General features: G+C 71.0%; 21 protein-coding genes and 3 tRNA genes. 10 read left to right on the top strand and 14 right to left on the bottom strand.

Annotation, left to right across the window (positions count from 1 at the left end; translation table 11 throughout):
- Nucleotides 1–118: 118 nt before the first annotated feature.
- Both IEY79_RS32035 and IEY79_RS32030 read left to right on the top strand, forming a co-directional pair.
- Nucleotides 119–1,219, top strand: a complete 1,101-nt coding sequence (locus IEY79_RS32035) for a Leu/Phe/Val dehydrogenase (RefSeq protein WP_189111205.1) — start codon at nucleotides 119–121, stop codon at nucleotides 1,217–1,219.
- Between the two features lie 300 nt (nucleotides 1,220–1,519).
- Entirely contained in the window at nucleotides 1,520–1,768 is a 249-nt protein-coding gene (locus tag IEY79_RS32030) for a DUF3073 domain-containing protein (protein WP_189111161.1), read from the top strand.
- A 101-nt stretch (nucleotides 1,769–1,869) separates the two neighbouring features.
- Here the strand turns inward: IEY79_RS32030 and purM are convergent, their stop codons facing one another.
- The 9 genes from purM to purS form a co-directional block, all read right to left on the bottom strand.
- A complete protein-coding gene (gene purM / locus IEY79_RS32025) occupies nucleotides 1,870–2,943 on the bottom strand; it encodes a phosphoribosylformylglycinamidine cyclo-ligase (protein ID WP_189111160.1) in 1,074 nt (357 codons plus the stop codon).
- 229 nt (nucleotides 2,944–3,172) lie between these two features.
- A complete protein-coding gene (purF, locus tag IEY79_RS32020) occupies nucleotides 3,173–4,690 on the bottom strand; it encodes an amidophosphoribosyltransferase (protein WP_189111159.1) in 1,518 nt (505 codons plus the stop codon).
- A gap of 144 nt (nucleotides 4,691–4,834) precedes the next feature.
- Nucleotides 4,835–5,662, bottom strand: a complete 828-nt coding sequence (locus tag IEY79_RS32015) for an META domain-containing protein (RefSeq protein WP_229701302.1) — start codon at nucleotides 5,660–5,662, stop codon at nucleotides 4,835–4,837.
- Between the two features lie 87 nt (nucleotides 5,663–5,749).
- Nucleotides 5,750–6,544 carry a maleylpyruvate isomerase family mycothiol-dependent enzyme gene (locus tag IEY79_RS32010; RefSeq protein WP_189111157.1) on the bottom strand — a complete coding sequence of 265 codons (795 nt, stop codon included), beginning with the start codon at nucleotides 6,542–6,544 and terminating at the stop codon, nucleotides 5,750–5,752.
- A 10-nt stretch (nucleotides 6,545–6,554) separates the two neighbouring features.
- Nucleotides 6,555–7,415: a M23 family metallopeptidase gene (locus IEY79_RS32005; protein WP_189111156.1), complete on the bottom strand. Its 861-nt coding sequence runs from the start codon at nucleotides 7,413–7,415 to the stop codon at nucleotides 6,555–6,557.
- A 31-nt stretch (nucleotides 7,416–7,446) separates the two neighbouring features.
- Entirely contained in the window at nucleotides 7,447–7,980 is a 534-nt protein-coding gene (locus IEY79_RS32000) for an ArsR/SmtB family transcription factor (protein WP_189111155.1), read from the bottom strand.
- Nucleotides 7,981–8,134: 154 nt separating this feature from the next.
- Nucleotides 8,135–10,393, bottom strand: coding sequence for a phosphoribosylformylglycinamidine synthase subunit PurL (gene purL, locus IEY79_RS31995; protein ID WP_189111154.1), 2,259 nt, complete (start codon nucleotides 10,391–10,393; stop codon nucleotides 8,135–8,137).
- Nucleotides 10,393–11,073 carry a phosphoribosylformylglycinamidine synthase subunit PurQ gene (gene purQ / locus IEY79_RS31990; protein ID WP_189111153.1) on the bottom strand — a complete coding sequence of 227 codons (681 nt, stop codon included), beginning with the start codon at nucleotides 11,071–11,073 and terminating at the stop codon, nucleotides 10,393–10,395. Before purQ ends, purL begins: the two co-directional genes overlap by 1 nt.
- Nucleotides 11,070–11,315, bottom strand: a complete 246-nt coding sequence (purS, locus tag IEY79_RS31985) for a phosphoribosylformylglycinamidine synthase subunit PurS (protein WP_078076409.1) — start codon at nucleotides 11,313–11,315, stop codon at nucleotides 11,070–11,072. Before purS ends, purQ begins: the two co-directional genes overlap by 4 nt.
- 388 nt (nucleotides 11,316–11,703) lie before the next feature.
- Here purS and IEY79_RS31980 point away from each other — a divergent pair, with 388 nt between their 5' ends.
- The 8 genes from IEY79_RS31980 to IEY79_RS31945 all read left to right on the top strand — a co-directional run bounded on the left by IEY79_RS31980 (nucleotide 11,704) and on the right by IEY79_RS31945 (nucleotide 16,541).
- Complete coding sequence (locus IEY79_RS31980; protein ID WP_189111152.1) at nucleotides 11,704–12,030, top strand: histone-like nucleoid-structuring protein Lsr2; 327 nt, start codon at nucleotides 11,704–11,706, stop codon at nucleotides 12,028–12,030.
- Nucleotides 12,031–12,156: 126 nt separating this feature from the next.
- Nucleotides 12,157–12,228 (top strand) — tRNA-Gly (locus IEY79_RS31975).
- Nucleotides 12,229–12,269: 41 nt separating this feature from the next.
- Nucleotides 12,270–12,342, top strand: a tRNA-Gly gene (locus tag IEY79_RS31970).
- A 132-nt stretch (nucleotides 12,343–12,474) separates the two neighbouring features.
- The gene (locus IEY79_RS31965) at nucleotides 12,475–13,473 is read left to right on the top strand and encodes an ABC transporter ATP-binding protein (RefSeq protein WP_229701301.1); all 999 of its coding nucleotides are present in this window, start codon (nucleotides 12,475–12,477) and stop codon (nucleotides 13,471–13,473) included.
- Complete coding sequence (locus IEY79_RS31960; RefSeq protein ID WP_189111150.1) at nucleotides 13,470–14,282, top strand: ABC transporter permease; 813 nt, start codon at nucleotides 13,470–13,472, stop codon at nucleotides 14,280–14,282. The genes IEY79_RS31965 and IEY79_RS31960 overlap by 4 nt, the downstream gene beginning before the upstream one ends.
- Before the next feature lie 89 nt (nucleotides 14,283–14,371).
- Nucleotides 14,372–15,805 (top strand): sensor histidine kinase, encoded by a 1,434-nt coding sequence (locus IEY79_RS31955; protein ID WP_189111149.1) that lies wholly within the window; start codon nucleotides 14,372–14,374, stop codon nucleotides 15,803–15,805.
- Nucleotides 15,802–16,446 (top strand): response regulator transcription factor, encoded by a 645-nt coding sequence (locus IEY79_RS31950; RefSeq protein ID WP_189111148.1) that lies wholly within the window; start codon nucleotides 15,802–15,804, stop codon nucleotides 16,444–16,446. Before IEY79_RS31955 ends, IEY79_RS31950 begins: the two co-directional genes overlap by 4 nt.
- A gap of 22 nt (nucleotides 16,447–16,468) precedes the next feature.
- Nucleotides 16,469–16,541, top strand: a tRNA-Gly gene (locus tag IEY79_RS31945).
- 66 nt (nucleotides 16,542–16,607) lie between these two features.
- Here IEY79_RS31945 and IEY79_RS31940 read toward each other — a convergent pair.
- From IEY79_RS31940 to IEY79_RS31920, 5 genes are all read right to left on the bottom strand, one after another.
- Nucleotides 16,608–17,507 carry a phosphoribosylaminoimidazolesuccinocarboxamide synthase gene (locus tag IEY79_RS31940; protein ID WP_189111147.1) on the bottom strand — a complete coding sequence of 300 codons (900 nt, stop codon included), beginning with the start codon at nucleotides 17,505–17,507 and terminating at the stop codon, nucleotides 16,608–16,610.
- Nucleotides 17,508–17,616: 109 nt separating this feature from the next.
- On the bottom strand, nucleotides 17,617–19,074 hold the full coding sequence (locus IEY79_RS31935; protein ID WP_189111146.1) for a N,N-dimethylformamidase beta subunit family domain-containing protein: 1,458 nt from the start codon (nucleotides 19,072–19,074) through the stop codon (nucleotides 17,617–17,619).
- Between the two features lie 230 nt (nucleotides 19,075–19,304).
- Entirely contained in the window at nucleotides 19,305–21,095 is a 1,791-nt protein-coding gene (locus IEY79_RS31930) for a hypothetical protein (RefSeq protein ID WP_189111145.1), read from the bottom strand.
- Between the two features lie 325 nt (nucleotides 21,096–21,420).
- The gene (gene purD / locus IEY79_RS31925; protein WP_189111144.1) at nucleotides 21,421–22,677 is read right to left on the bottom strand and encodes a phosphoribosylamine--glycine ligase; all 1,257 of its coding nucleotides are present in this window, start codon (nucleotides 22,675–22,677) and stop codon (nucleotides 21,421–21,423) included.
- A gap of 97 nt (nucleotides 22,678–22,774) precedes the next feature.
- A complete protein-coding gene (locus IEY79_RS31920) occupies nucleotides 22,775–25,042 on the bottom strand; it encodes a DNA polymerase III subunit gamma and tau (RefSeq protein ID WP_189111143.1) in 2,268 nt (755 codons plus the stop codon).
- Nucleotides 25,043–25,066: the final 24 nt, after the last annotated feature.

Here is a 25,066-nt window from a genome sequence, read left to right as displayed (position 1 = left end):
AGGGTGATCCTGGGCACTGCGTCGGATCTACGTCGCGGTAGGACTTACCCTCATGCCCAAACAGTCCCTCCCCACCCCCAGGAGGGCTCTCACCGCTTCGTACTTGGGAGTCACCACCGTGACCGATGTGACCGGAGCCCCTGTCGCAACCGTCGACGCACTGCACACCCTGTTCCACTCCGAGCAGGGTGGCCACGAACAGGTCGTGCTCTGTCAGGACCGCGCCAGCGGGCTCAAGGCAGTCATCGCTCTGCACTCCACCGCCCTGGGCCCCGCCCTGGGCGGCACTCGTTTCTACCCGTACGCCTCCGAGCAGGACGCCGTCGCCGACGCGCTGAACCTGTCGCGCGGGATGTCGTACAAGAACGCCATGGCCGGTCTCGACCACGGCGGCGGCAAGGCCGTGATCATCGGCGACCCCGAGCTGATCAAGACGGACGAGCTGCTGCTGGCGTACGGACGGTTCGTGGCCTCGCTCGGCGGCCGTTACGTCACCGCGTGCGACGTCGGTACGTATGTCGCCGACATGGACGTCGTGGCCCGCGAGTGCCGCTGGACGACCGGCCGCTCGCCCGAGAACGGCGGCGCCGGCGACTCCTCCGTACTGACGGCGTTCGGTGTCTTCCAGGGGATGCGCGCGAGCGCCCAGCATCTGTGGGGCGACCCGTCGCTGCGCGGCCGGAAGGTGGGCATCGCGGGCGTCGGCAAGGTCGGGCACCACCTGGTCGAGCATCTGCTCCAGGACGGCGCCTCCGTCGTGATCACGGACGTGCGGGACGAGTCGGTGCTCCGGATCACCGACCGGCACCCGGAGGTCACCGTCGCCGCCGACACCGACGCGCTGATCCGCGTGGAGGGTCTGGACGTCTACGCGCCGTGCGCGCTCGGCGGCGCGCTGAACGACGACTCCGTGCCCGTACTGACCGCGCAGGTGGTGTGCGGGGCGGCCAACAACCAGCTCTCACACCCCGGTGTCGAGAAGGATCTCGCCGACCGCGGCATCCTCTACGCGCCGGACTACGTGGTGAACGCCGGAGGCGTGATCCAGGTCGCCGACGAGTTGCACGGATTCGACTTCGAGCGGTGCAAGGCGAAGGCCGCGAAGATCTTCGACACCACGCTTTCAATATTCGCACGTGCGAAGGACGACGGGATTCCGCCGGCCGCCGCGGCCGACCGGATCGCCGAGCAGCGGATCTCGGAGGCCCGCCTCCGCTGACGTCCGCGGGGGGCGATCGGCCGGCGCCGGGCCGTCGCGCGGCTCCGGGGGAGACGAGACTCACCCCGGTCGGCGGGTCGCCCCTCAAGAAGAGGTTAAAATCGCAGCTGACCAGCGAGGACATCCGTTCTCGCCGGTCCCGCGCCGAGGCGCGTCATGCGGGCGGCGTACCGTATGGCCGCGGAAGCAGGTACCGTTGAAGTCCTAAGGACGGGTCTCTCTGCGGAGAGCTCGTTCTGAAACATGAACGCGTGTCAAGACTCTGGGGCCGTGGAGCCCCGTCACCGAGGGGGTCGAGCCATGGGGCGCGGCCGGGCCAAGGCCAAGCAGACAAAGGTCGCCCGCCAGCTGAAGTACAACAGCGGCGGGACAGACCTGTCGCGTCTGGCCAATGAGCTGGGCGCATCGCCTTCGAGTCAACCGCCGAACGCTGAGCCGTTCGAGGATGACGACGAGGAAGATGACCCGTACGCACAGTACGCGGAGCTGTACAACGACGACGAAGAGGACGAGGAGTCCGGTCCGTCGTCACAGCGACGCGGCGCTTGACGTACGTACACCTCAAAAAGAAATCACCCATGTGACCCGGTCCGGGCTCCCCGGACCGGGTTTCACCATGAGACCGGCGTCCCGTCGGCGCGCTCATCGGACTAGGCATAGTCCCCGGTCAGCGCCGCGCCCGTGGCCGCGCCGGTGCTCTGCCGGTCCACGATGCCGCCGGCCACCCAGGCGCCCACGCCCCGGTCCGCGAGCGTGGTGAGGGCCGTGTCCACGGACTCCTCGGGGACGACCGCGATCATGCCGACACCCATGTTGAGCGTCTTCTCCAGCTCCGTGCGCTCCACCTGACCCGCCGAGCCGATCAGGTCGAAGACCGGGCCGGGCGTCCAGGTCGAACGGTCCACCGTCGCGTGCAGATGGTCCGGGACGACGCGCGCCAGGTTGTTCGCGAGGCCGCCGCCGGTGATGTGGCTGAAAGCGTGCACCTCGGTGGTCCTGGTCAGGGCCAGGCAGTCCAGCGAGTAGATCCTGGTGGGCTCCAGCAGCTCGGCGCCGAGCGTGCGGCCGAACTCCTCGACCTCGCGCTCCAGCGACCAGCCGAGCCGGTCGAACACGACGTGCCGGACGAGTGAGTACCCGTTGGAGTGAAGCCCGGAGGACTCCATGGCGATCACGACGTCACCCGTACGGATACGATCCGCGCCCAGCAGCCGGTCCGCCTCGACCACGCCCGTACCGGCGCCGGCGACATCGAAGTCGTCCTCGCCGAGGAGTCCGGGGTGCTCGGCCGTCTCGCCGCCGACGAGCGCGCAGCCGGCCAGCACACAGCCCTCGGCGATGCCCTTGACGATGGCGGCGACCCGCTCGGGGAAGACCTTGCCGACGCAGATGTAGTCGGTCATGAACAGCGGTTCGGCGCCGCAGACCACCAGGTCGTCGACGACCATGCCCACGAGGTCGTGGCCGATCGTGTCGTAGACGCCCATCTTGCGCGCCAGGTCGACCTTCGTACCGACGCCGTCGGTGGCCGAGGCGAGCAGCGGGCGCTCGTAGCGCTTGAGCGCGGAGGCGTCGAAGAGTCCGGCGAAGCCGCCGAGGCCGCCGACGGTCTCGGGGCGCTGGGTCTTCTTCACCCACTCCTTCATCAGCTGGACGGCGCGGTCGCCGGCCTCGATGTCGACGCCCGCGGCGGCGTAGGAGGCACCGGAGGATTCAGCTGGCATGGCGGGGAGCTTTCGTGTCATTGCTGCGGAGATTCGGTTCGGGTCCGTGGGTTCGGGACGTGGCTGCGGGCCGCCGGGACCGGAAGGAGGATCGCGGCGGGCCGTAGGCGCACGTTCACGGGCGCTCACGGCCGGTGGCAGATCGTGTCTTCAAAGTAGTGCCGTCCGCCCGGAGGGCGGGGCCGTAGCGGCGGGCGTCGCGGGCCGGGCGGGACTTCGAAGACACGGCCTAGGGCCGCCTGAGGGCGTCGGCGGCATCGGCGCCGCCCGCCAGCTCGGTCTCCAGCAGCTGCTTGCCGAGGAGTTCGGGGTCGGGCAGGTCCATCGGGTACTCGCCGTCGAAGCAGGCGCGGCAGAGGTTCGGCTTGGCGATGGTGGTCGCCTCGATCATGCCGTCGATGGAGATGTACGAGAGGGAGTCGGCGCCCAGTGACGTGCCGATCTCCTCGATGGACATGCCGTTGGCGATCAGCTCCGCACGGGTGGCGAAGTCGATGCCGAAGAAGCACGGCCACTTGACCGGCGGGGACGAGATCCGGATGTGGACCTCGGCGGCGCCCGCCTCGCGGAGCATCTTGACGAGGGCCCGCTGGGTGTTGCCGCGGACGATCGAGTCGTCCACGACCACCAGGCGCTTGCCCCTGATGACCTCTTTAAGAGGATTGAGCTTGAGGCGGATGCCCAGCTGGCGGATGGTCTGTGAGGGCTGGATGAAGGTCCGGCCCACGTACGCGTTCTTCACCAGTCCCGAGCCGTACGGGATGCCGCTCGCTTCCGCGTAGCCGATCGCGGCGGGGGTGCCGGACTCCGGCGTCGCTATGACGAGGTCGGCGTCGGCCGGTGCCTCCTTGGCGAGTTTGCGCCCCATCTCCACCCGGGAGAGGTAGACGTTCCGGCCGGCGATGTCGGTGTCCGGGCGGGCCAGATACACGTACTCGAAGACACAGCCCTTGGGCTTCGCTTCAGCGAATCGGGAGCTGCGGAGGCCGTTCTCGTCGATGGCGATCAGCTCGCCGGGCTCGATCTCCCGGACGTAGGCGGCGCCGCAGATGTCGAGTGCGGCGCTCTCGGAGGCCACCACCCAGCCGCGTTCGAGCCGGCCGAGGACGAGCGGGCGGATGCCCTGGGGGTCACGGGCCGCGTAGAGGGTGTGCTCGTCCATGAAGACGAGCGAGAAGGCACCCTTCGCGCTACGCAGGACCTGCGGTGCGGCCTGTTCGACGGTGAGGGGCTTGCCGTCGTCGTCCGTCTGTCCGGCGAGGAGCGCCGTGATCAGGTCGGTGTCGTTGGTGGCCGCGACGCGGGTCGTGCGGCCGTTCTCCTTGGGCAGGTCGGCGACCAGTCCGGCGAGCTCCGCCGTATTGACCAGATTGCCGTTGTGCCCGAGAGCGATCGAACCGTGCGCGGTGGCCCGGAACGTCGGCTGCGCGTTCTCCCACACCGAGGCTCCGGTGGTGGAGTAGCGGGCGTGACCCACGGCGATATGTCCCAGAAGGGAGCCGAGGGAAGTTTCGTCGAAGACCTGTGAGACAAGGCCCATGTCCTTGAAGACAAGGATCTGGGAGCCGTTGCTCACTGCGATGCCCGCGGATTCCTGTCCGCGGTGTTGCAGTGCATACAGTCCGAAGTAGGTGAGCTTGGCGACCTCTTCCCCGGGGGCCCAGACTCCGAAGACGCCGCAAGCGTCCTGAGGGCCCTTCTCGCCGGGGAGCAGGTCGTGGCTGAGTCGTCCATCACCACGAGGCACGCCACCGAGTGTAGGCGAGATCGACCGCTGGTCCGAATGCGGTACGGAAGTGGGCCGGGAGACGGACCCCGCGGCGGGCCGGCGGCGTGTCGCCGCCGGCCCGGCCGGAGAGGTCCCCGTTCACCAGCGAGAACCGTGCCGGTACTACTTCACGGGGGTGCCGGCGGCGGCGCTGAATCCTTCGCCGTCGGCCGTCTTGAGGGTCAGCTCACGGTGGTGCACCTCATACGTCACCTTTCCGTCGAGCACCTTCATCAGCTCCCGCTCGACGGACATTCCCGGCTCCGGGCACATCTTCCTGGTGGCCTTGAGGGGCCCGAAGGTGATCGTGGATTCCGTGATCTTGGCGGAGGCCGAGAACCCGTTGCAGCCGAGGTTGCCGCTCACGGTCCCGTCCTTGGTGAAGGTGAGCGTCGCCTTCGGCGTCTCGCCCTTCTTGTCCTTGGGCAGCGAGCGGGCCGTCCCGTCGGAGACGAGGCCGTCGACGGCCCAGCCGGTGCCGACCAGCGGGGCCGGCTTCTCGGCGGACAGGGCGATGGAGTCGCCCCCGGCGGTGGTGAGGGTCAGTTTCCTGTCCTCGACCTTGGCCTTGATCTTGCCGTCGAAGGCGTCGCTGAGGGCGTTCTCGAAGTCCCCGAGCACCCCCGTGCAGCCCTTCAGCGTCCTCGGCAGCCTCTCACCGACAGTGATCGTGTCACCGTCGACGGTGACCATGGCTCCGACGCCGTTGCAGCCGGTCTCCGCGCTGGCCTCGCCCTTGGAGTCGATCTTCAGGCTGGCCCCGGCGGGCACCGCGATCTTCTTGCCGTCGACGCTGAGGCTCTCGACGTTCCAGCGCACATCGGTCAGGGGCAGATCGGTCCGCACCGCGCTGCCGGCCTTGGCAGCCCCGTCGGACTCTCTGGCGGACTCGGCGCCGCAGCCGGCGAGGGCGAGAAGGGCCAGGGTCGTGAGGGCTGTGACGGTGGTCACTGACTGTGTCTGCATACCGATGGGACGGGACAGGCCCGGGTCCGGTTCCGTGCGATTGCCCCGTGGACCCGGCCCGGCCGGGTCCGGTCAGCTCATGACCGGCAGCAGACCGCCGAGATCCGCCCGTTCCCCGCTGGCGCTGACCTGCGCCGCTGCCAGCGCCTCGGCCCATGCCGCACGCCCCGTCGCGAGCCGCAGCCAGGTCACGGGGTCCGTCTCGACGACGTTCGGCGGGGTCCCGCGGGTGTGCCGGGGGCCCTCCACGCACTGCACGACGGCGTACGGCGGGATCCGCACCTCCGTCGACGCCCCCGGCGCCTTCGCCGCGAGCGCGTCGGCGAGCAGCCGTGTGCAGGCGGCGAGCGCCTGCCGGTCGAGGGGGATGCCGAGCCCGACGGCACGGTTCAGGTCGTCGGAGTGGACGACGAGCTCGACGGTGCGGGTGACCAGGAAGTCGCCCAGCCTCATGGCGCCGACCCGGATGGCGATGAGCCTCTCGGGCGGAGCGTCCTTCAGGAGGTCGGTGATCCGGGCGGCCGTGCGTTCGAACAGCTCGGCGGGCTCGGCGGAGGCCGCGTACGCCTTGACGTCGTCCGAGATCGGGACGGCCACCGCGGCCGTCGCGAACGCCCACTCGGGCAGCCCCAGCTCCACGGCGGGCGGCGCGGGCTGTTCCAGCGCGCGGCTGACGCTCTCGACGCCCATGCACAGATGTGCGGTCAGCTCGCGTACGGTCCAGTCGCCGAGGCCGGCGGGGAGGGCGAGCTGGTCGGGGGTGAGGGCGGCGACCGCCTCGCGCACGTGCGCGAACTGGGTGAGGACCGCGGTACGGGTCTTCTCGGAGTCGTAACCGCGCTGCTTGCGCTTCTTGGCCGGGGGCATAGCCGGGAGGCTAATCGAGCCGGTCGGCGGGGGCCGCTTCTTTTCGCGGGGTGATCGATTCGGCCGGCGCCGTGAACGACGCGCCGTTGGCCGGGACCCCGATGCCGCGCCAGGTGAAGGGGATGCCGCGGGCCGTGTCCAGGTCGGGGCCGTCCATCAGCTGAAAGTGGAGGTGCGGCTCGGTGGAGTTGCCGGTGTTGCCGCAGTCGGCGATCCGCCGGCCCGCGCGCACCGTGTCCCCCACGGCGACGGTCACCGAGCCCTGTTTGAGGTGCCCGTACGCGGCGTACGTGCCCTCGCCCAGATCCAGGATCACATGGTTGCCGAAGATCCACGAAGGTCCCGTGGCCTCACGCACCGAGCCTTCGACCAGCATCATCCAGGCGAGCGCCGGGAACGAGGTGCGGGTCAGATGGTCGCGGCGCCGGTCCAGCACCCGTACGACCGTCGCGTCGGCCACGGCCAGCACGGGGGCGCCGAAGGCCGGGTAGTGGCCGTTCCCGCGCGCGAGCGGCCACAGCTTCGCGAATGGCGGGCGCGTGTCGGGCTCCGGCGCGACGAGGATGTCGACGGCGTACGTCTGGCCGTAGCCGTGAAGACCGTGGCTGGGCACCTTGTCCGCCGGACTGTTGTGCGCGGTCCAGCGGCCGGTAACCGGCGGCTCCGTCTCGACGGGCGCGCGGGCCGTCCGCTTGAGCGCGCTGGAGGTCAGCCGCCCCAGGACCACGAACGTCACGATCGGGAGCAGGGGCAGACCGAGGCTCACCCAGACCGGCGGACGGAGGTCGGCGAAGATCATGCACAGGACGAGTACGACGACGGCCAGGACGCAGCAGCGGGCCACGGCCATGGCCAGTTTCCGGACGGACATGGTGCGGGTCACCTCGGTTCTCCGGTGGATCTCAGTTCCTGGCGGCGGACAGCATCACGAGCAGCGGTACGACGCGGGCGCCCGGCACCTCGTAACGGCCGCGCCCCGTCGTCTGGAGCCAGCCCGCACCGGTCAGCTGGCGCAGGTGGTGGTAGATCTGCCCGGTGGTGCCTATGTCGTCGAGCGCGGCCAGTTCGGCCGCCGTGCGCAGGCCGCCGAGGATCTCGCGCAGCAGCCGCAGCCGTACGGCGTGCCCGAGCGCGGCGAAGCAGTCGGCGGTCACCGGCCAGTCCGCGTCGAGCAGTCCGTCGGTCAGCTCGGTGAACTGCCACCGGTAGTGCTCCTCGGTCGGCAGCCGTACCGAGCCGGTGTACGTCACACCGCCGCCGGGCGCGCCCAGCTCCGTGAGCTGCTCCTCCAGCTGCTGGAGCGGCCGGAAGGTGTCGTCCACCGTCGGCGGCCCCGGCCGCTCCCCTCTCGGCGGCCGGGACGGCGCCTCCGGCTCCGTACGCTCCAGCGCCGCGAGCCGGCGTTCCAGCTCGGCGACGCGTTCCTCCAGCTCCATGGAGAGAAGTTACGTAATTACGTAACCGAGCGCAAGCCCTTCGGCGCACCGGCACGACGAAGCCCCCGCCCGGTTCGGTGCGAACCGGGCGGGGGCCGGGTGTGATCCAGGGCCTGGGTCAGCGCGTGAGCCAGGCCCGAGTCAGGGTCGCGAGTCAGGCCAGCAGGGCCTCGATCGTCCCCTCGTGCGCGGTCCGCAGCTCGCCCAGCGGAATGCTGAACTCGCCCTGGACCTCGACCTCTTCGCCGTCCACGACACCGATCCGCGTCGCGGGAAGCCCACGCGCGCCGCACATGTCGGTGAAGCGCGTCTCCTCGCTGCGCGGCACGGCGACGACGGCGCGCCCGGCCGACTCGCTGAACAGGACCGTGAAGGCGTCAAGTCCGTCCGGCACGACCAGCCGTGCGCCCTTGCCGCCCCGCAGGCACGACTCGGTCACGGCCTGGATCAGACCGCCGTCGCTCAGGTCGTGCGCCGCGTCGATCATGCCGTCGCGTGACGCCGAGATCAGGATCTCGCCGAGCAGCTTCTCCCGGTCCAGGTCCACCTTCGGAGGCAGTCCGCCCAGATGGTCGTGGATCACCTGCGACCACGCCGACCCGCCGAACTCCTCGCGGGTCTCGCCCAGCAGATAGAGGAGCTGGCCCTCTTCCTTGAAGGCGATCGGCGTACGGCGCGTGACGTCGTCGATCACACCGAGCACGGCCACGACCGGGGTCGGGTGGATCGCCGTCTCGCCGGTCTGGTTGTAGAGCGAGACGTTGCCGCCGGTGACCGGGGTGCCCAACTGGAGGCAGCCGTCGGCGAGTCCGCGGGTGGCCTCGGCGAACTGCCACATGACCGCCGGATCCTCGGGCGAACCGAAGTTGAGGCAGTCCGAGATGGCGAGCGGCTTGGCGCCGGACGCGGCGACGTTGCGGTACGCCTCCGCCAGCGCCAGCTGCGCGCCCGCGTACGGGTCGAGCTTGGCGAACCGGCCGTTGCCGTCCGTCGCCATGGCCACACCCAGATTCGACTCCTCGTCGATCCGGACCATGCCCGCGTCCTCGGGCTGCGCGAGGACGGTGTTGCCCTGTACGAAACGGTCGTACTGGTCGGTGATCCACGCCTTCGACGCCTGGTTCGGCGACGAGACGAGCCGCAGCACCTGCTCACGCAGCTCGGCCGAATTCGCGGGCCGGGCGAGCTTGTTGGCGTCGTCGGCCTGGAGGGCGTCCTGCCAGTCGGGACGGGCGTACGGCCGGTGGTAGACCGGGCCGTCGTGCGCCACCGAGCGAGGCGGCACGTCCACGATCTGCTCGCCGTGCCAGAAGATCTCCAGCCGGGTGCCCTCGGTGACCTCACCGATGACGGTGGCGATGACGTCCCACTTCTCGCAGATCTCCATGAAGCGGTCGACCTTGTCGGGCTCGACGACCGCGCACATGCGCTCCTGCGACTCGCTCATGAGGATCTCCTCGGGCGAGAGGGACGAGTCACGCAGCGGAACGGTGTCCAGCTCGACCCGCATACCGCCGGATCCGGCCGACGCCAGCTCGCTCGTCGCGCAGGAGAGCCCCGCGCCGCCGAGGTCCTGGATACCGGCGACCAGCTTCTCCGCGAAGATCTCCAGGGTGCACTCGATGAGGAGTTTCTCCTGGAAGGGGTCGCCCACCTGGACCGCCGGGCGCTTGGCCGGTCCGGTCGACTCGAACGTCTCGGAGGCCAGCACCGAGACGCCGCCGATGCCGTCGCCGCCGGTACGGGCGCCGTACAGGATCACCTTGTTGCCGGTGCCCGACGCCTGCGCGAGGTGGATGTCCTCGTGCCTCATGACGCCGATGCAGCCCGCGTTGACCAGCGGATTTCCCTGGTAGCAGGGGTCGAAGACGACCTCGCCGCCGATGTTCGGCAGCCCCAGGCAGTTGCCGTAGCCGCCGATGCCGGCGACGACTCCGGGCAGCACCCGCCGGGTGTCGGGGTGGTCGGCCGCACCGAAGCGCAGCGGGTCCACGACGGCGACCGGGCGGGCGCCCATGGCCAGGATGTCGCGGACGATGCCGCCCACGCCGGTGGCCGCGCCCTGGTAGGGCTCGATGTACGAGGGGTGGTTGTGCGACTCGACCTTGAAGGTGACCGCGTACCCCTGGCCGACGTCCACGACGCCCGCGTTCTCGCCGATGCCCACCAGCATCGCGTCGCTGGCCGGGGCCTTGTCGCCGAACTGCTTGAGGTGGACCTTGCTGCTCTTGTACGAGCAGTGCTCGGACCACATCACCGAGTACATGGCCAGCTCGGCGCCGGTCGGCCGGCGCTGGAGGATCTCGCGGATCCGGCTGTACTCGTCCTCCTTGAGGCCGAGTTCCTTCCAGGGCTGGTCGACGTCGGGCGTCCCCGTCGCGTTCTTGACGGTGTCCAGGTTCTTGATCGTCATCAGGCGCTTACCAGCTTCTTCAGGATCGAGGTGAAGAACCCGAGCCCGTCGGTACGGCCCGTACCGATCAGCGGTTCCACGGCGTGCTCGGGGTGCGGCATCAGCCCGACGACGTTGCCCGCCGCGTTCGTGATGCCCGCGATGTCGCGGAGCGAGCCGTTCGGATTGCCGTCCAGATAACGGAAGGCGACCCGGCCCTCGGCCTCCAGCTCGTCCAGGACCGGCTCGGCGGCGACGTACCGGCCGTCGATGTTCTTCAGCGGTACGGAGATCTCCTCGCCCGCCGTGTAGTCGGCGGTCCAGGCGCTCTCCGCGTTCTCCACCCGCAGCTTCTGGTCGCGGCAGATGAAGTGCAGATGGTTGTTGCGCAGCATCGCGCCCGGCAGCAGATGCGTTTCGGTCAGGATCTGGAAGCCGTTGCAGATCCCCAGGACCGGCATGCCGCCCTTGGCCTGCTCGATGATCGTCTCCATCACCGGCGAGAAACGGGAAATGGCGCCGGCCCGCAGATAGTCGCCGTAGCTGAATCCACCGGCCAGGACAACCGCGTCGACCTGCTTGATGTCCTTGTCGCGGTGCCAGAGTGAGACGGGCTCCGCTCCGGCGATCCTGACGGCGCGAAGACTGTCGCGGTCGTCGAGTGTGCCGGGGAAAGTGACGACTCCGATACGAGTGGTCACGACTCCACCTTTACGACGAAGTCCTCGATGACGGTGTTGGCGAGGAACGTCTCGGCCATCTCATGGATGCGGGCGAGGGCGGCCTCGTCGACCGGGCCCTCCACCTCCAGCTCGAAACGCTTTCCCTGGCGGACGTCCGCGATCCCGTCGAAACCCAGCCGGGGCAGTGCGCGCTGCACTGCTTGTCCTTGCGGGTCGAGGATCTCCGGCTTGAGCATGACGTCGACTACGACGCGTGCCACTGGCACTCCCGGTGGTGTGGTGCGGCTGTGTGCGGCTGTGGTTCTGTCCGGGGAATCCCCCGACCCCCCGAGTCCCATCAGCCTACCCGTACACAAAATCTACGCGGGTAGATATCTACACAGTGCCGGACTCTCCACCGATCTCCGTCGATATCGCACCGAGAGACCACAGGGAAAAATCCAGGAAAAAACTCGCCCTCGCCATTGCCGTCGGACACGCTGATGCAATTGGCTGGGCTTCACAATGCGAGCCGGTTCGCTGTACAAAGGAATATAGCGACAGGTCGCATTGCCCCTAAACAGCCGGAAGGCCGGTATCACCGCACGTCAGCCAGCTTTCAGAAGCATGGGCCGACGGAGCGGGTGCCGCACGAAAGGACCGATATCCGTGGCGCAGCGCGTAGTGGTCACGCTCTCCGACGACATCGACGGCGGAGAAGCGGCGGAAACGGTCTCGTTCGGCCTCGACGGGAAGTCGTACGAGATCGACCTCAATCCCGCCAATGCAAAGAAACTGCGCAAGGCCCTGGCTCCCTACCTTGAGGCGGCCCGCCGGCAGACCCATGCCGGCAAGAACCGTAAGTCGTACCGGCACACGGCCCTGGCGCCCGACCCGGCGGCCGTACGCGCGTGGGCGCTCTCGCACCGGATGGAGGTGCCGGCCCGCGGCCGTATCCCCAAGCGGGTCTACGAGGCGTTCCGCGAGGCGAGTTGAGACACCGGCCGCGGACGCGGCCGGACGGGCACGCCGGGGAACGGAGTTGCACTGCACCCCCAGCGATCGGCTAGAGTCTGGAGCACGCCGAAGGGCAAGGCCGAAAAGCCGAACCCGACGCAGCGTGCGGGTGTAGTTCAGTAGTAGAACGCCCCCTTTCCAAGGGGGAGGCGCAGTGTGCGATTCCTGTCACCCGCTCTGCATCACATCGAAGCTTGTCGGTCGGTGGACGATGCACTGCGGACGTAGCTCAGTTGGTAGAGCGCAACCTTGCCAAGGTTGAGGTCGCCAGTTCGAACCTGGTCGTCCGCTCCGAATCGAAGGCCCCGGTCACCTGTGACCGGGGCCTTCGTCGTCCCCGAGCTCCCCTCGATGACATTTGTCATGAGCACTGATGACAGCGCGCACTGCTCCCGGACCCGATCCGCCGGAAACCTTGAGGGCATGACACGAACTCGGGGAAACCACAGCGCGAGCCCAGCGAATTGGGACGGGAACGTCATCGAGGTGGAGGAGCTCCGGCGCACGTATGCCGGAGGATTCCTGGCCGTGGACGGGATCTCCTTCTCCGTCGGGGAGGGCGAGCTGTTCGCGCTCCTCGGCACGAACGGCGCGGGCAAGACCTCCACCGTGGAGATGCTGGAGGGCCTCACCCGCCCCAGCGGCGGCACGGTACGCGTCTTCGGACGGGACCCGTACACGGACAGGGCGCAGGTACGGCCACGGACCGGGGTGATGCTCCAGGAGGGCGGCTTCCCGAGCGATCTGACGGTCAAGGAGACCGTACGGATGTGGGGCGGCTGCACGAGCGGCGCACGGCCCGCCGGCGAGGCGCTGGAGCTCGTGGGGATGAGCAGGCGCGCCGACGTGCGGGTCAAGCAGCTCTCCGGCGGCGAGAAGCGGCGCCTGGACCTGGCGCTCGCGCTGCTCGGGCGGCCCGAGGTGCTGTTCCTCGACGAGCCCACGACCGGTCTGGACGCCGAGGGGCGGCGGGACACCTGGGAGCTGGTGCGGGAGCTGCGTGACGGCGGCACCACCGTCCTGCTGACCACGCACTACCTGGAGGAGGCCGAGGGCCTCGCGGACCGGCTGGCGATCATGCACGGGGGCCGGATCGTGGTCTCGGGCACACCGGCGGAGGTGACGGCGACCAGGCCGGCCCGGATCCGGTTCAGGCTGCCCGTCGGGGTGGAGCCGGGGCATCTGCCGCTCACGTTGAAGGCAGCCGCGGAGGGCCGGCAGATCAGCATCCGTACCCAGGAACTCCAGCGGGACCTGCGTGAACTGCTCAGCTGGGCCGACGAGTTCGGCGTACAGCTGGAGGCGCTCGACGCCCGCTCGGCCTCGCTCGAAGAGGCGTTCCTGGACATCGCGGCACAGCGCACGGGGGCAGCGGCCGCCGGTGCGGGCACGGGCAAGACGGGAAAGGCGGTAGCAGCATGAGCACGGCAGTCGCACAGAACCGGGAGACGGCCGCCGAGGGCGGGACGACGACCAGGGCGGGTCGGCTGGGAGCACTCGCGCGGGCCGAGGTGACCATGCTCGTACGCAACAGGACGATGCTCTTCATGGCCCTGTTCATGCCGGTCTTCCTGATCCTCTCGACCAAGGCCTCGCTGAAGAACGTCGATCTGGGCGGAACCGGGCTGAGCATCACGGAGGTCGCGCTGACCGGCGGCATCGGCATGGTGCTGCTCATGGTCGTCTACATGAACCTCACCTCCTCCTACACCGCCCGGCGCGAGGAACTGGTGCTCAAGCGGCTCCGTACGGGCGAGGTGTCCGACCCGGAGATCCTGGCCGGGACCGCGCTGCCCGCCGCCCTGCTGGCGCTCGTGCAGTGTGTCCTGCTGGTCGTCGTCGGGGTCGCGGTCCTGGACGTGAGCACTCCGCAGCGGCCCGAGCTGCTGGCCCTGGGCGCGCTGGCCGGTCTCGGGCTGATGGCGGCGCTGGCCGCCGCCTCGGCGTCGTTCACCCGTACCGTGGAGAGCGCGCAGATCACCACGCTGCCGATGCTGCTGATCTCGGCGATGGGCTCGGGACTGTTCGTGCCGCTGGAGGCGTTGCCCGACAAGGTCGCCTCGGTCTGCGAGCTGCTGCCGATGACCGGGATCGTGACCCTGGTGCGGTCCGGCTGGCTGGGCGGTGCCTCTGGCGGCGACCTGCTCACGGCGGGACTGAATACCCTGGCCTGGACGGTGCTGGCGGTGTTCGCCGTCAAGCAGTGGTTCCGCTGGGAGCCGCGGCGCTGAGCACCACGAGGCCGGGGTACGCGGCGGCCGGGGTACGGACACGGACACGGGCGGGAGCCCGGGAGAAGCGACCTGGAGAGGGTGGGGACATGGCGAGGGTGAGGACGACGACGGGCTCGTGGACCGGGAAGAGCAAGCCCGCCAAGGTCGAGATCTACACCCGCTGGTCCTTCCACTCCTTCGCGGCGATCGAGGTCGGGCTCGTCGGACTGCCGGCGCTCTCGCGTACCGGATCCCCGGCGGGGGGCTGGTTCCTCCTGCTGGTGTCGGCCCACGCGATCGTGGCCGCCGCCACCAGTTCGTACGCCCTGTCCTGGGCGCTCGGCAGGCGGGCGCGGCCGATCCGGCTCATGGCCGCGACCGCGGTGCTCACCGCTGCCGGCTCGGTGGCCGCGATGAGCCAGTTCCCCAGGGACCCGAACGTCGGTGAGGCAGAGTCCGCCGCCTATCTGCTGGTCACCTTCGCAGGCTTCGGCATCGGAGCGCTGGTCATCGGCCTCCGCCGGGTGCGGAGCATGCTGCTGACCGTGCTGGCCGCCATGGTGGTGGTGGGGCTGGCGGGCCTGGGTTACCGACTGCCGATCGGCGCTCTCCTCGGCGGTTGGCTCGGAGTGCTGACGGCGGGACTGGCCCTCACCTTCACCTGCGGCTTCTCGGTCTGGCTGGTCAAGTCCGTGTGGGACCTGGACAGCGCCCGGGAACTCCAGACCCGGCTCGCCGTCGCCGAGGAGCGGCTGCGCTTCGGCCGTGACATGCACGACGTCATGGGCCGCAATCTGGCGGTGATCGCGCTCAAGAGCGAACTCGCCGTACAACTGGTGCGGCGCGGTGGCACGGAGCAGGCCGCCGAGCAGATGGCCGAGGTGCAGCGGATCGCGCGGGAGTCGCAGCGCGAGGTGCGGGATGTCGTACGGGGGTACCGGGAAGTGGATCTGCACACCGAACTGGAAGGCGCGCGGGGGGTGTTGGAGGCCGCGGGTATCGGTTTCCAGCTGGACCTGGAGGGGGCGGGGGCCCCTGCCGGGGCGACCGTCGAGGGAGCCGGTGGGCTGCCCGGGCTGACGCCCGAGGCGCGGTCGGCCCTCGGGTGGGTGGTGCGGGAGGCCGCGACGAACGTGCTGCGGCACGGGGACGCCCGGGACTGCACGGTACGGCTGGCGGTACGGGAAGGGCGTGACGCGGTGCTGGTCGTGGAGAACGACGGGCTGCCCGAACAGGGGGTCCTGGCCCGGGTGGGCTCGGGAGGCACCCCGACGACGGCGGGGGCCGGGCTCGCCGGGCTGCGCGAGCGGCTGGCCACGCTGGGCGGCACGCTCGACGCGGGTCCGGTCGCCGGCGGCCGCTTCCGGCTCACCGCGCGCGTGCCGCTGCCGGCGCCGGAGGCCGCGGAGTCCGCCGAGTCCGCTGAGGCCGCTGAGGCCGCTGAGGCCGCCGCCGGGTCTGCCGGGTCCACTCCTTCCGTACACACGGCCACGGCCCGGCCGGTGTCTTCCGAGCCCCTCTCCGACGAGGTGACCGCGTGAGCACCGGACAGGAACCGGACGCGGCGTCGGGCCCTCCCGTACGTGTCCTGCTCGCCGACGACGAGCATCTGATCCGCGGCGCGTTCGCCGCGCTCCTCGGCCTGGAGGACGATCTGACCGTCGTCGCCGAGGCCGCCTCCGGGCCCGAGGCGCTGGCGATGGCGCTGGCGCACCGCCCGGACGTCGCCGTACTGGATCTCCAGATGCCGGGCGCCGACGGTGTGAAGGTCGCCACATCGCTCCGTACCGAACTGCCCAGCTGCCGCACGATGATCGTCACCAGCCACGGCCGGCCCGGTCATCTCAAGCGGGCCCTGGCCGCGGGGGTGCGCGGCTTCGTACCGAAGACCGTCAGCGCCCTCCAGCTCGCCGAGATCATCCGCACCGTGCACGCCGGAAACCGCCACGTGGACCCGGAGTTGGCCGCCGACGCGATCTCCGCCGGGGACTCGCCGCTGACCGCGCGCGAGGCGGAGGTGCTGGAGTTGGCCGCCGACGGGGCGCCGATCGCCGACATCGCGGCGTGGGCCTCGCTGTCGCAGGGCACCGTACGCAACTACCTGTCGTCGGCCGCGTCCAAACTGGGGGCTTCGAGCCGGCATACGGCGGTGCGTCTCGCCCGCGAGCGAGGTTGGGTATAGTAGGTGGCGCGCCACGGCGCATGCGGACGTAGCTCAGTTGGTAGAGCGCAACCTTGCCAAGGTTGAGGTCGCCAGTTCGAACCTGGTCGTCCGCTCAGCACAAGAACCCCCGGCCGGATCATCGGCCGGGGGTTCTTCGTCGTCCCGCTGTCCGGCGCCGGTTACCAGCGCGTGCCGGTGAGGAGTTCGTACGCGTCCAGGTACTTGGCGCGCGTCGCGTCCACGACCTCGCCCGGCAGCTCCGGCGGCGGCTGCTCGCTCGCGCGGTCCCAGCCGGACGCGGACGAGGTCAGCCAGTCGCGTACGTACTGCTTGTCGTACGACGGCTGCGCGTGCCCCGGCTCCCAGCTCGCCGCCGGCCAGAAGCGCGAGGAGTCCGGGGTCAGCACCTCGTCGGCGAGCACCAGCCGGTCCTCGGCGTCGAAGCCGAACTCGAACTTCGTGTCGGCGAGGATGATGCCCCGGTCACGGGCGATGTCCCGGGCGCGGCCGTAGACGTCGAGCGTCGTACGGCGCAGCAGCGCGGCGGTCTCGGCGCCGACCTGGCGGGCGACCTCCTCGTACGACACGTTCTCGTCGTGGTCGCCGACCGCGGCCTTCGTGGCGGGCGTGAAGATCGGCGCCGGCAGTTCGGAGCCGTCGACCAGGCCCTCGGGGAGGGCGAGTCCGCAGACGGTGCGGGTCTGCTCGTACTCGGCGAGGCCGGAGCCGGTGAGATAGCCGCGCGCGACGCACTCGACCGGCGTCATCCGCAGTGACCGGCAGATGAGTGTGCGGCCGGCCCATTCGGCGGGGGCGCCGTCCGGGAGGTCGGTGGAGATGACGTGGTTGGGCGCGAGATCGGTGAGCCGGTCGAACCACCAGAGCGAGAGCTGGGTCAACACCCGGCCCTTGTCGGGGATTTCGGTGGGCAGGACCCAGTCGTACGCGGAAATGCGGTCGCTGGCGACCATCACGAGGTCGCCCGCCTCGTTCCGGTACAGGTCGCGCACCTTGCCGGTGTGCAGATGCACCAGACCCGGGACCTGAAGCGGCTCGGGCTTCTCTACGAATCCGGACACGGTTCCTCGTTCCTCGCCGTGGGAGTTTCCGATTCCGATTCTCCCGTATGTGCGGAGTCGGACGTGCGCGGGGGCGAGGGGGGCTCGGGCCGCCGGCCGCGGTTCGTACTCAGTCGCGCTTGCAGATGCGGTCGAGGAGATTCGCCGTCGCCCGCTGGACGCGCGCGTCGACATGGCCGGGGCGGTCCAGCGCGGGCGACCACGCGAAGGTGCCCGAGGCGAAGACGAGGGCGCCGGAGGGGGCCCGGTAGAGCGAAGTCTCCTGGTGGCGAAGGGAGTTCTCACTGTCCCGGTACGGCGAGTGGGCCAGCAGCATCCGCTCGTCGTGCTCGGGCAGCGCCGTACGCGGGAAGTAGCGGTCGGCCTCGCCCGCGACCAGACCGGGGATCTCGTCGCCCTCGGAGGCGCCGGTGGCGTCCCAGAACCAGTGCTCCGCGTTCCGTACGACCATCGGGTGCGGCTCGGGGACCCGGCCCACGTACTGGATTCCGAGCAGCTGCTGCTCCGGTCTGTCCACCTCGCGCCAGAGGGCGGGGCGGCCCGGGCCGTGGCGCTTGCGGCAGGTGAGGAGGCGGCCGGGGACGCCGGAGGGGGACGGGCCCAGCTCGATCTGCCAGTACATGGTGTTGGCGGAGAGGAAGACCAGGGACGTGCCGTGCTCGCGCGCCCGCTCGACGGTGCGGCGCATGGGGAGCGACCAGTACTCGTCGTGGCCGGGGAAGACCAGCCCCCGGTAGCGCGTCGGATCGATCAGACCGGCGTGCAGATCGCGGGCGTCCGCGTAGGCGATGTCGTAGCCGTACCGCTCGGCCCAGCGGATGAAGTCGTAGGCGTGGCCGACATGGATGGGCAGGCCGGCGCCCGCGTACGGGCGGTCGAAGGAGACGGTGATCGCCGCGTCCTCCTCGCCGAGGAGCCTGCCCTGCTCGTCCCAGGCGTGGTAGAGGCTGGCGCCGAGGCGGCCGTCCTCCGGGTAGAGGTTGTACGCCTGCCAGGTGATGTCGGGGAGCAGGAGGAGCAGGTCGGCGGGGTGGCTGTCGCGGACCGTGAACGGGACGTGGGAGCGGTGGCCGTCGGTCGTGGTGAGGACGGCGACGTACGCCCCGAGCGACCAGTACGACGGGATCTGGAGGCGCCAGGAGAGCCACCAGTGGTGGCACGAGACCGTGCGCTCGGCGGCGAGCGGGGCCGGCTGGACGATGCCGGAGAGACGGGGGCTCGTGGTGATCTTGCGGGCGCCCTCGCCGCCGTAGTGCCCGATCCGGTAGACGTCCACGGAGAACGGCTGGGGCGGATCGACGGTGATGTGGAAGTCGATCGACTCGCCGGGCGCGGCGGCGCCGGTGGAGGAGAACCCCTTGATCTGGCGGTGGACGTCGTCGGCGGTGTGGGGGCCGCCCAGGTCGCGCCCGAGCGCCGGGTCCGCGTACCAGGGGACGACCTGGCCGGTGTCGTCGAAGTAGGTCTCGCTGCCGCGCAGCCAGGGCACCGGTCCCTGACCGAAGGGGTCGGAGACGGCGTGGGCGAGCGCGCCGGACTCCCACCGTCGGATGTGATCGGCGCACATTGGCGCGCCCCTCCCTGGATGCCCCGTGCAGGTGTTGATGGTTGATCGACTGCCGCTGTGCGGACCGCTGTTGGGTGGGCCGAGTCGGAGTCGGCCTCCAGCACATCACATAACGCACGCGCTCCGTCACCGTTCGTCGTGAATTCAACTGACCGAAGTGGGCGGAAGCGGTGGGAAGCACCCGGAACCTTCGGCTCCAGGATTGTTACGCCGGTCGGTGGTGACCGGCTTCACACCAGACGGACCGGCTTCTCCGGCCGTACGCCCGTCGCGGCCAGCCACTGCCGCAGCGGATCCCCGTCGCCGTCCTCCACCAGGCTCAGCACTCCGCCCGCCAGGTCCGTGCGGCGCTCGCCGTCCATCAGGAGAGCCGGGCCGTCGAGCCAGTCGAGCCCCGGGGCCGCGCCCGCGGTGTCGACGGCGGAGCAGCAGACCATCGCGGTGACATGGTCGGCGAGCAGCTCACGGCCCGTACGCGGCGGCATGAGCGGGAACAGCGGCAGCGGGTCCGATCCACGGAGCGCCAGGGCGTCGCCCGCTTCGGCTGCCGGGAGCGGGCTCGGGGCGGGCGGCACGGCCTCGGCCTCCTCACGGGCCACCTCGGCGCTGATCGCGGCGGCGAGGGTGTCCCCCGCCTCCTCGCCCTGTCCGGCGAGATGGTCCATGACCCGGTCCAGCGTGGGTCCGGGCACGGCGGCGTCGGCGGTGGGATCGCCGGGCCGCGCGGGGCGCCGTACACCCATACCGTCCAGGACCCTGTGCAGCCTGGCCGCTTCCGTACGCCACTTACGGTCGACGACCTCCTCCGGATACTGCTGCCAGTCGACCGGGGACCAGTCCGGGCCGGGGGCGGCCGGGCCGCCGTGGAAGAGGCGCGCGGCCAGCAGGGACGCCGCCTCGTCGACCGCGCCGGGCTCTTCGAGCAGATCGCAGGCGGGGCGCTCGCCGAGCCGGGAGGCGAAGCCCTCGGCCAGCCGGTCGCGCCGCGAGAGCTCGGTCAGCGCCGATACGACTCCGGCGTCGAGCCGGGACGGCCAGCGGCCCATCCGCCAGGCGGGCAGCGCGACGCGGGTCAGCAGCCGGTCCCAGCCCGCGTAGGCGAGGCCGACCTGCTCCTGGGCGACGATCCGCAGGCCGTAATCCACACTCTGGGCACGCTCGGACGCGGCGGACGCGACACCGCGCTCCATCAGGGCGGCGTGCTCCGCGCAGGCGCGCAGCATGAGGCGGGCGATCCGGCCGACGACGGCGAACGCGACCCGGTGTATCAGGCCCAGGTCCGTGCGGCTCGCGAGGGCAACGGTGGCGTCCAGGCCCCGTACGAAGCGGCGGGCGGCGGCTATGTCCGGCTGCGACGCCGGTCCCGTACCGGCGACGACGGGGGCCAGCACGGCGCGCAGCTCGGCGACGCGCATCCACCAGAGGAAGGGTGAGCCGATCACGAGGACGGGCGCGGCGGGTACGGCACGGCGGCCGGCTCCGTGGGTGCCGTGGGTGCCTGCCGGGGTGCCGTGGGTGCCTCCTGAGGTGCCTGCGGTGCCGGGGTCGTGCGGGGAGCCGGGGCCGCTTCCGGGCGATTTGGTCGCCGCGTCGGCGGGGGCGTGCGCGGGGTGCGTACGGTCTTCCAGCCAGCTGTCGCAGTCCGGCGTCAGCGCTATGGACGAGGGCGCGGGCACGTCGAGCCGCTCGGCCAGCTCCCGCACCAGGCGGTAGAGGTCGGGGGCGGACCGCTCGGCGATCTCCACGGTGGGGCTGAGGGCTGGTCTGGCCCTGGCGACAACGGCCGCGACAGCCGCCGCGCACAGCAGCACGACAATGGCGACACCGCTCACGATCCAGCGCGCGGCGTCCCAACTCCCGCCGGTGAGGCGGTCGGTGGCACCGCCCGCGAGCAGGACGACCGCCGCGGCGGCGGGCAGCAGGGCGACGGCCGCCGCTCTGCCGCGCACGCGCAGCACAGCGAGAGCCCGGACCCTGGCGCCCTGAGCGCCGATCTCCTCAACACCACCTGAACCGGACACGTCCGGATCTCACCCCCTCTGCCAGCACTGCGGCGGATTTGCTCACTCCCCCACTGTGGCACCCGCCACTGACATCGCAATGCCGGTGGGCCAAGTGCCCGAACGCTTGCGCCGCACCATAGTTGGGGCCCCGGCGGGGGTCATTCGGATGGGTTAACCGTCACTCGATGGAATGGCTTTGGTCAAAGGTGCTGACGTTGCCAGTGTTTTTTGATGTGACGTCCGGGACGTGGCGGAGATGCCGTGGACGCGGCATGGCCCGGTCCCCGTCCGAGCAGGCCGGACGGGGACCGGGCTTGGTTCGGGCCCTCGCTGGAAGGCCGGTTCAGGCTTCGGCGGCCTTGCGGGCGATGTCCGTACGGTGCTGTGAACCGTCCAGCCGGATCCGGTCGACGGCCGCGTACGCCCGCTTCCGTGCCTGCGCGAGATCCTTGCCGGTCGCTGTGACGGACAGCACACGGCCGCCCGCGCTGAGGACCGTACCGCCGTCGTCGGCCAGCCGGGTCCCGGCGTGCAGGACGTACGCGTCGGGCGCGTCCTGCGCGGCGACGTCGGCGAGGCCCTCGATCGGGTCGCCGGTACGCGGCGTACCGGGGTAGTTGTGCGAGGCCACGACGACCGTGACCGCCGCGTCGTCGCGCCAGACCAGGGTCGGCTGGTCGGCGAGCCTGCCCTCGGCGGCGGCCAGCAGGACACCGGCGAGCGGGGTCCTCAGCCGGGCCAGGACCACCTGTGTCTCGGGGTCGCCGAAACGGGCGTTGAACTCGATGACCCGCACACCGCGGCCGGTGATCGCCAGGCCCGCGTACAGCAGCCCGGAGAAGGGCGTGCCGCGGCGGCGCAGCTCGTCGACGGTCGGCTGGAGGACGGTCTCCAGGACCTCGTCGACCAGCTTGGGGTCGGCCCACGGGAGCGGTGAGTACGCGCCCATGCCACCGGTGTTGGGGCCTTCGTCGCCGTCCAGCGCGCGCTTGAAGTCCTGCGCGGGGCGCAGCGGGAGCACCGTACGGCCGTCGGTGATGGCGAAGAGGGAGACCTCGGGGCCGTCGAGGAACTCCTCGATGACGACGCGGCCGCAGGCGAGCGCGTGCTCGCGGGCGGTGGCGAGGTCGTCGGTCACGACGACACCCTTGCCGGCGGCGAGACCGTCGTCCTTGACGACGAAGGGTGCGCCGAAGGCGTCGAGGGCCTTGTCGATCTCCTCGGGGGTGGTGCAGACGTAGCTTCGGCCGGTGGGGACGCTCGCCGCGGCCATCACGGCCTTGGCGAAGGCCTTGGAGCCCTCCAGCTGCGCGGCCTCGGCGGACGGGCCGAAGCAGGCGATGCCCGCGTCCCGTACGGCGTCGGCGACCCCGGCCACGAGCGGCGCCTCGGGTCCGACGACGACGAGCCGGGCCTCCAGCTCACCGGCGAGGCGGGCGACGGCCGCACCGTCCATGACGTCGACCGCGTGCAGCTCGGCGACTTCGGCGATGCCGGCGTTGCCGGGTGCGCAGTGCAGAGCGGTGACGTCGGGATCGAGGGACAGAGAGCGGCACAGGGCGTGTTCGCGGGCACCGCCGCCGATGACAAGGACCTTCACGGGGGGCAGCCTAGCGGGGACGGGACGCGGTCCTGGTCGCGGTCCACTCCCGTGGTCCCGCTCCCCTCCCGGCCTGCGCGCCGACCGTCCTGCCGCCCTAGTCGTTCGGGTACTCCTCGACGACCGTGGCACCGAGCTCGCGGACGATCAGGTCGTGGCCGGAGAGCGCGGAGTCGACGAGGTCGGCGTCGTCCTCTTCAGGAGTGTCGTCCTCGGGGGCGACGTGGTGGGGAGGCGGCGCGGCGGGAGAGTCCGACGGGCGGCGCTGCTCGGGCGGCGTACGGCCGGGGGCGGCGGTGGCGGGCGCGGCGGGGGTGTAGGCGCCGGACATCGCTGAGCCGGGGCCGGGGCCGTTGGAGGACTGGGCGGGCGGTTCGGGCCGCTGGGAGGGAGCGGGGGCGGGAGGTCTGGAACCGCCGCCCCCGTCCCCGCCGCCGTAGCCGCCGGGGGCACCGCCACCGCCGCCACCGCTCCCGTAGCCACCTCCGCCGCCGTAACCTCCGCCTCCGCCGGGGCTGTTGCCGCCGCCGGGTGCGGGGGGCTGCGGGGTGCCGCCCGAGGGATCGATGATCGCCTCGATCTTCCACTGCACGTGGAACTGCTCGGACAGGGCCTGCTTGAGCACTTCCTCGCTGCCGCTGCTGGCGAAGTTGTCACGGGCGCCCGCGTTGAGGAAGCCGAGCTGGAGGGTCGTCCCGTCGAAGCCCGCCACCTGCGCGTTCTGACTGAGCAGGATCCAGGTGAAGCGACGGCGGTTCTTCACGGCCTCCAGGATGTCCGGCCACATGTTCCGCACCTGGCCGGCGCCCTGGGTCATGACGGGACCGCCGGTGTGGGCGGGCGGGCCGGCGGGCTCCGGCGCGGGTGCGGCGGGGGCCGCCTCGGCCGCCGGGCCGCGGCCGGGGGCCGAGGCGGTGGGCCAGCCGCCGGGCTTGCGGGGCGCCTCCGAAGCGGGGGCCGCCGCACCCGGCCAGGCGCCGGGGCGGTTGCCGTTCGGGGGCCCGGGGTCGGGCGCGGGGGGCTGGGCGGGCGTGGCCGCGGGGGGCGGCGGGGCGGGCGCGGGCGCAGGGGTCGGGGCCGGGTCCGGCGTACCGCCTTGTACGGCGGCGCGCGCCGCGGCCGGCCCGTTGCCCGCCGCGTGCGCCTCGGGCCCGGGGACGTACCCCATGGCGGGCGCGGGCCCCCCGGTCGAGAACGCCGCCGCGGACACCCCCCGCTCCAGCCGGTCGAGCCGCGTCTGTACGGACCGCTCGTCGTCGAAGGCCGCGGGCAGCAGTACACGCGCACAGATCAGTTCGAGCTGGAGCCTGGGCGAGGTGGCGCCCCGCATCTCGGTCAGCCCGGTGTTGACCAGGTCGGCGGCCCGGCTCAGCTCCGCCGCCCCGAAGACCGACGCCTGGTCCTGCATCCGCTGGACGACGTCGTCGGGGGCGTCGATGAGCCCCTTCGTACCGGCATCCGGAACGGCGGCCAGGATGACCAGGTCCCGCAGCCGCTCCAACAGGTCGGCGACGAACCGCCTGGGGTCGTTGCCGCCCTCGATCACCCGGTCCACGACCTCGAAGGCGGCGGCCCCGTCGCCCGCCGCGAAGGCGTCGATCACGGAGTCGAGCAGCGAACTGTCCGTATATCCGAGCAGGGACGTCGCCATGGCGTACGTCACACCGTCCTCGGCGGCGCCCGCGAGGAGCTGGTCCATCACCGACATCGAGTCCCGCACGGACCCGGCACCGGCGCGCACGACGAGCGGCAGCACGCCCTCGGCGACCGGGATCCGCTCCTTTGCGCACACCTCGCCGAGATAGTCCCTCAGCGTCCCAGGCGGCACGAGCCGGAACGGATAGTGATGCGTACGCGACCGGATCGTGCCGATGACCTTCTCGGGCTCGGTGGTCGCGAAGATGAACTTGAGATGCTCCGGCGGCTCCTCGACCACCTTCAGCAGGGCGTTGAAGCCCGCCGGGGTGACCATGTGCGCCTCGTCGATGATGTAGATCTTGTAACGACTGCCGGCCGGCCCGAAGAACGCCTTCTCCCGGAGATCACGCGCGTCGTCCACACCACCGTGCGAAGCGGCGTCGATCTCGATCACATCGATCGACCCGGGCCCGGTCCTGGCCAGGTCCTGGCACGACTGGCAGACCCCGCAGGGGGTCGGTGTGGGTCCCTGTTCGCAGTTCAGACAGCGCGCGAGGATGCGTGCGCTGGTCGTCTTCCCACAGCCCCGCGGCCCGCTGAACAGGTACGCGTGATTGACCCGGTTGTTGCGCAGGGCCTGCTGCAGCGGGTCAGTGACATGCTCCTGCCCGATGACCTCGGCGAAGGACTCGGGGCGGTAACGGCGGTACAGCGCTAGGGACGACACACCTACGACGATATCGGCCCGCTA

Origin of the sequence: Streptomyces camponoticapitis (assembly GCF_014646115.1) — a bacterium.
GTDB lineage: Bacteria > Actinomycetota > Actinomycetes > Streptomycetales > Streptomycetaceae > Streptomyces > Streptomyces camponoticapitis.
Note: the sequence above shows the minus strand (reverse complement) of the source record. Positions and strands in the feature narration are given on the sequence as shown.

Coding starts and splice junctions, on each gene's coding strand:
- IEY79_RS32030 (WP_189111161.1), top strand. CDS start 1,520: ATGGGGCGCGGCCGGGCCAAGGCCAAGCAGACAAAGGTCGCCCGCCAG.
- purM (WP_189111160.1), bottom strand. CDS start 2,943: ATGCCAGCTGAATCCTCCGGTGCCTCCTACGCCGCCGCGGGCGTCGAC.
- IEY79_RS32010 (WP_189111157.1), bottom strand. CDS start 6,544: ATGCCCCCGGCCAAGAAGCGCAAGCAGCGCGGTTACGACTCCGAGAAG.
- IEY79_RS32005 (WP_189111156.1), bottom strand. CDS start 7,415: ATGTCCGTCCGGAAACTGGCCATGGCCGTGGCCCGCTGCTGCGTCCTG.
- IEY79_RS32000 (WP_189111155.1), bottom strand. CDS start 7,980: ATGGAGCTGGAGGAACGCGTCGCCGAGCTGGAACGCCGGCTCGCGGCG.
- purL (WP_189111154.1), bottom strand. CDS start 10,393: ATGACGATCAAGAACCTGGACACCGTCAAGAACGCGACGGGGACGCCC.
- IEY79_RS31965 (WP_229701301.1), top strand. CDS start 12,475: ATGACACGAACTCGGGGAAACCACAGCGCGAGCCCAGCGAATTGGGAC.
- IEY79_RS31960 (WP_189111150.1), top strand. CDS start 13,470: ATGAGCACGGCAGTCGCACAGAACCGGGAGACGGCCGCCGAGGGCGGG.
- IEY79_RS31955 (WP_189111149.1), top strand. CDS start 14,372: ATGGCGAGGGTGAGGACGACGACGGGCTCGTGGACCGGGAAGAGCAAG.
- IEY79_RS31935 (WP_189111146.1), bottom strand. CDS start 19,074: ATGTGCGCCGATCACATCCGACGGTGGGAGTCCGGCGCGCTCGCCCAC.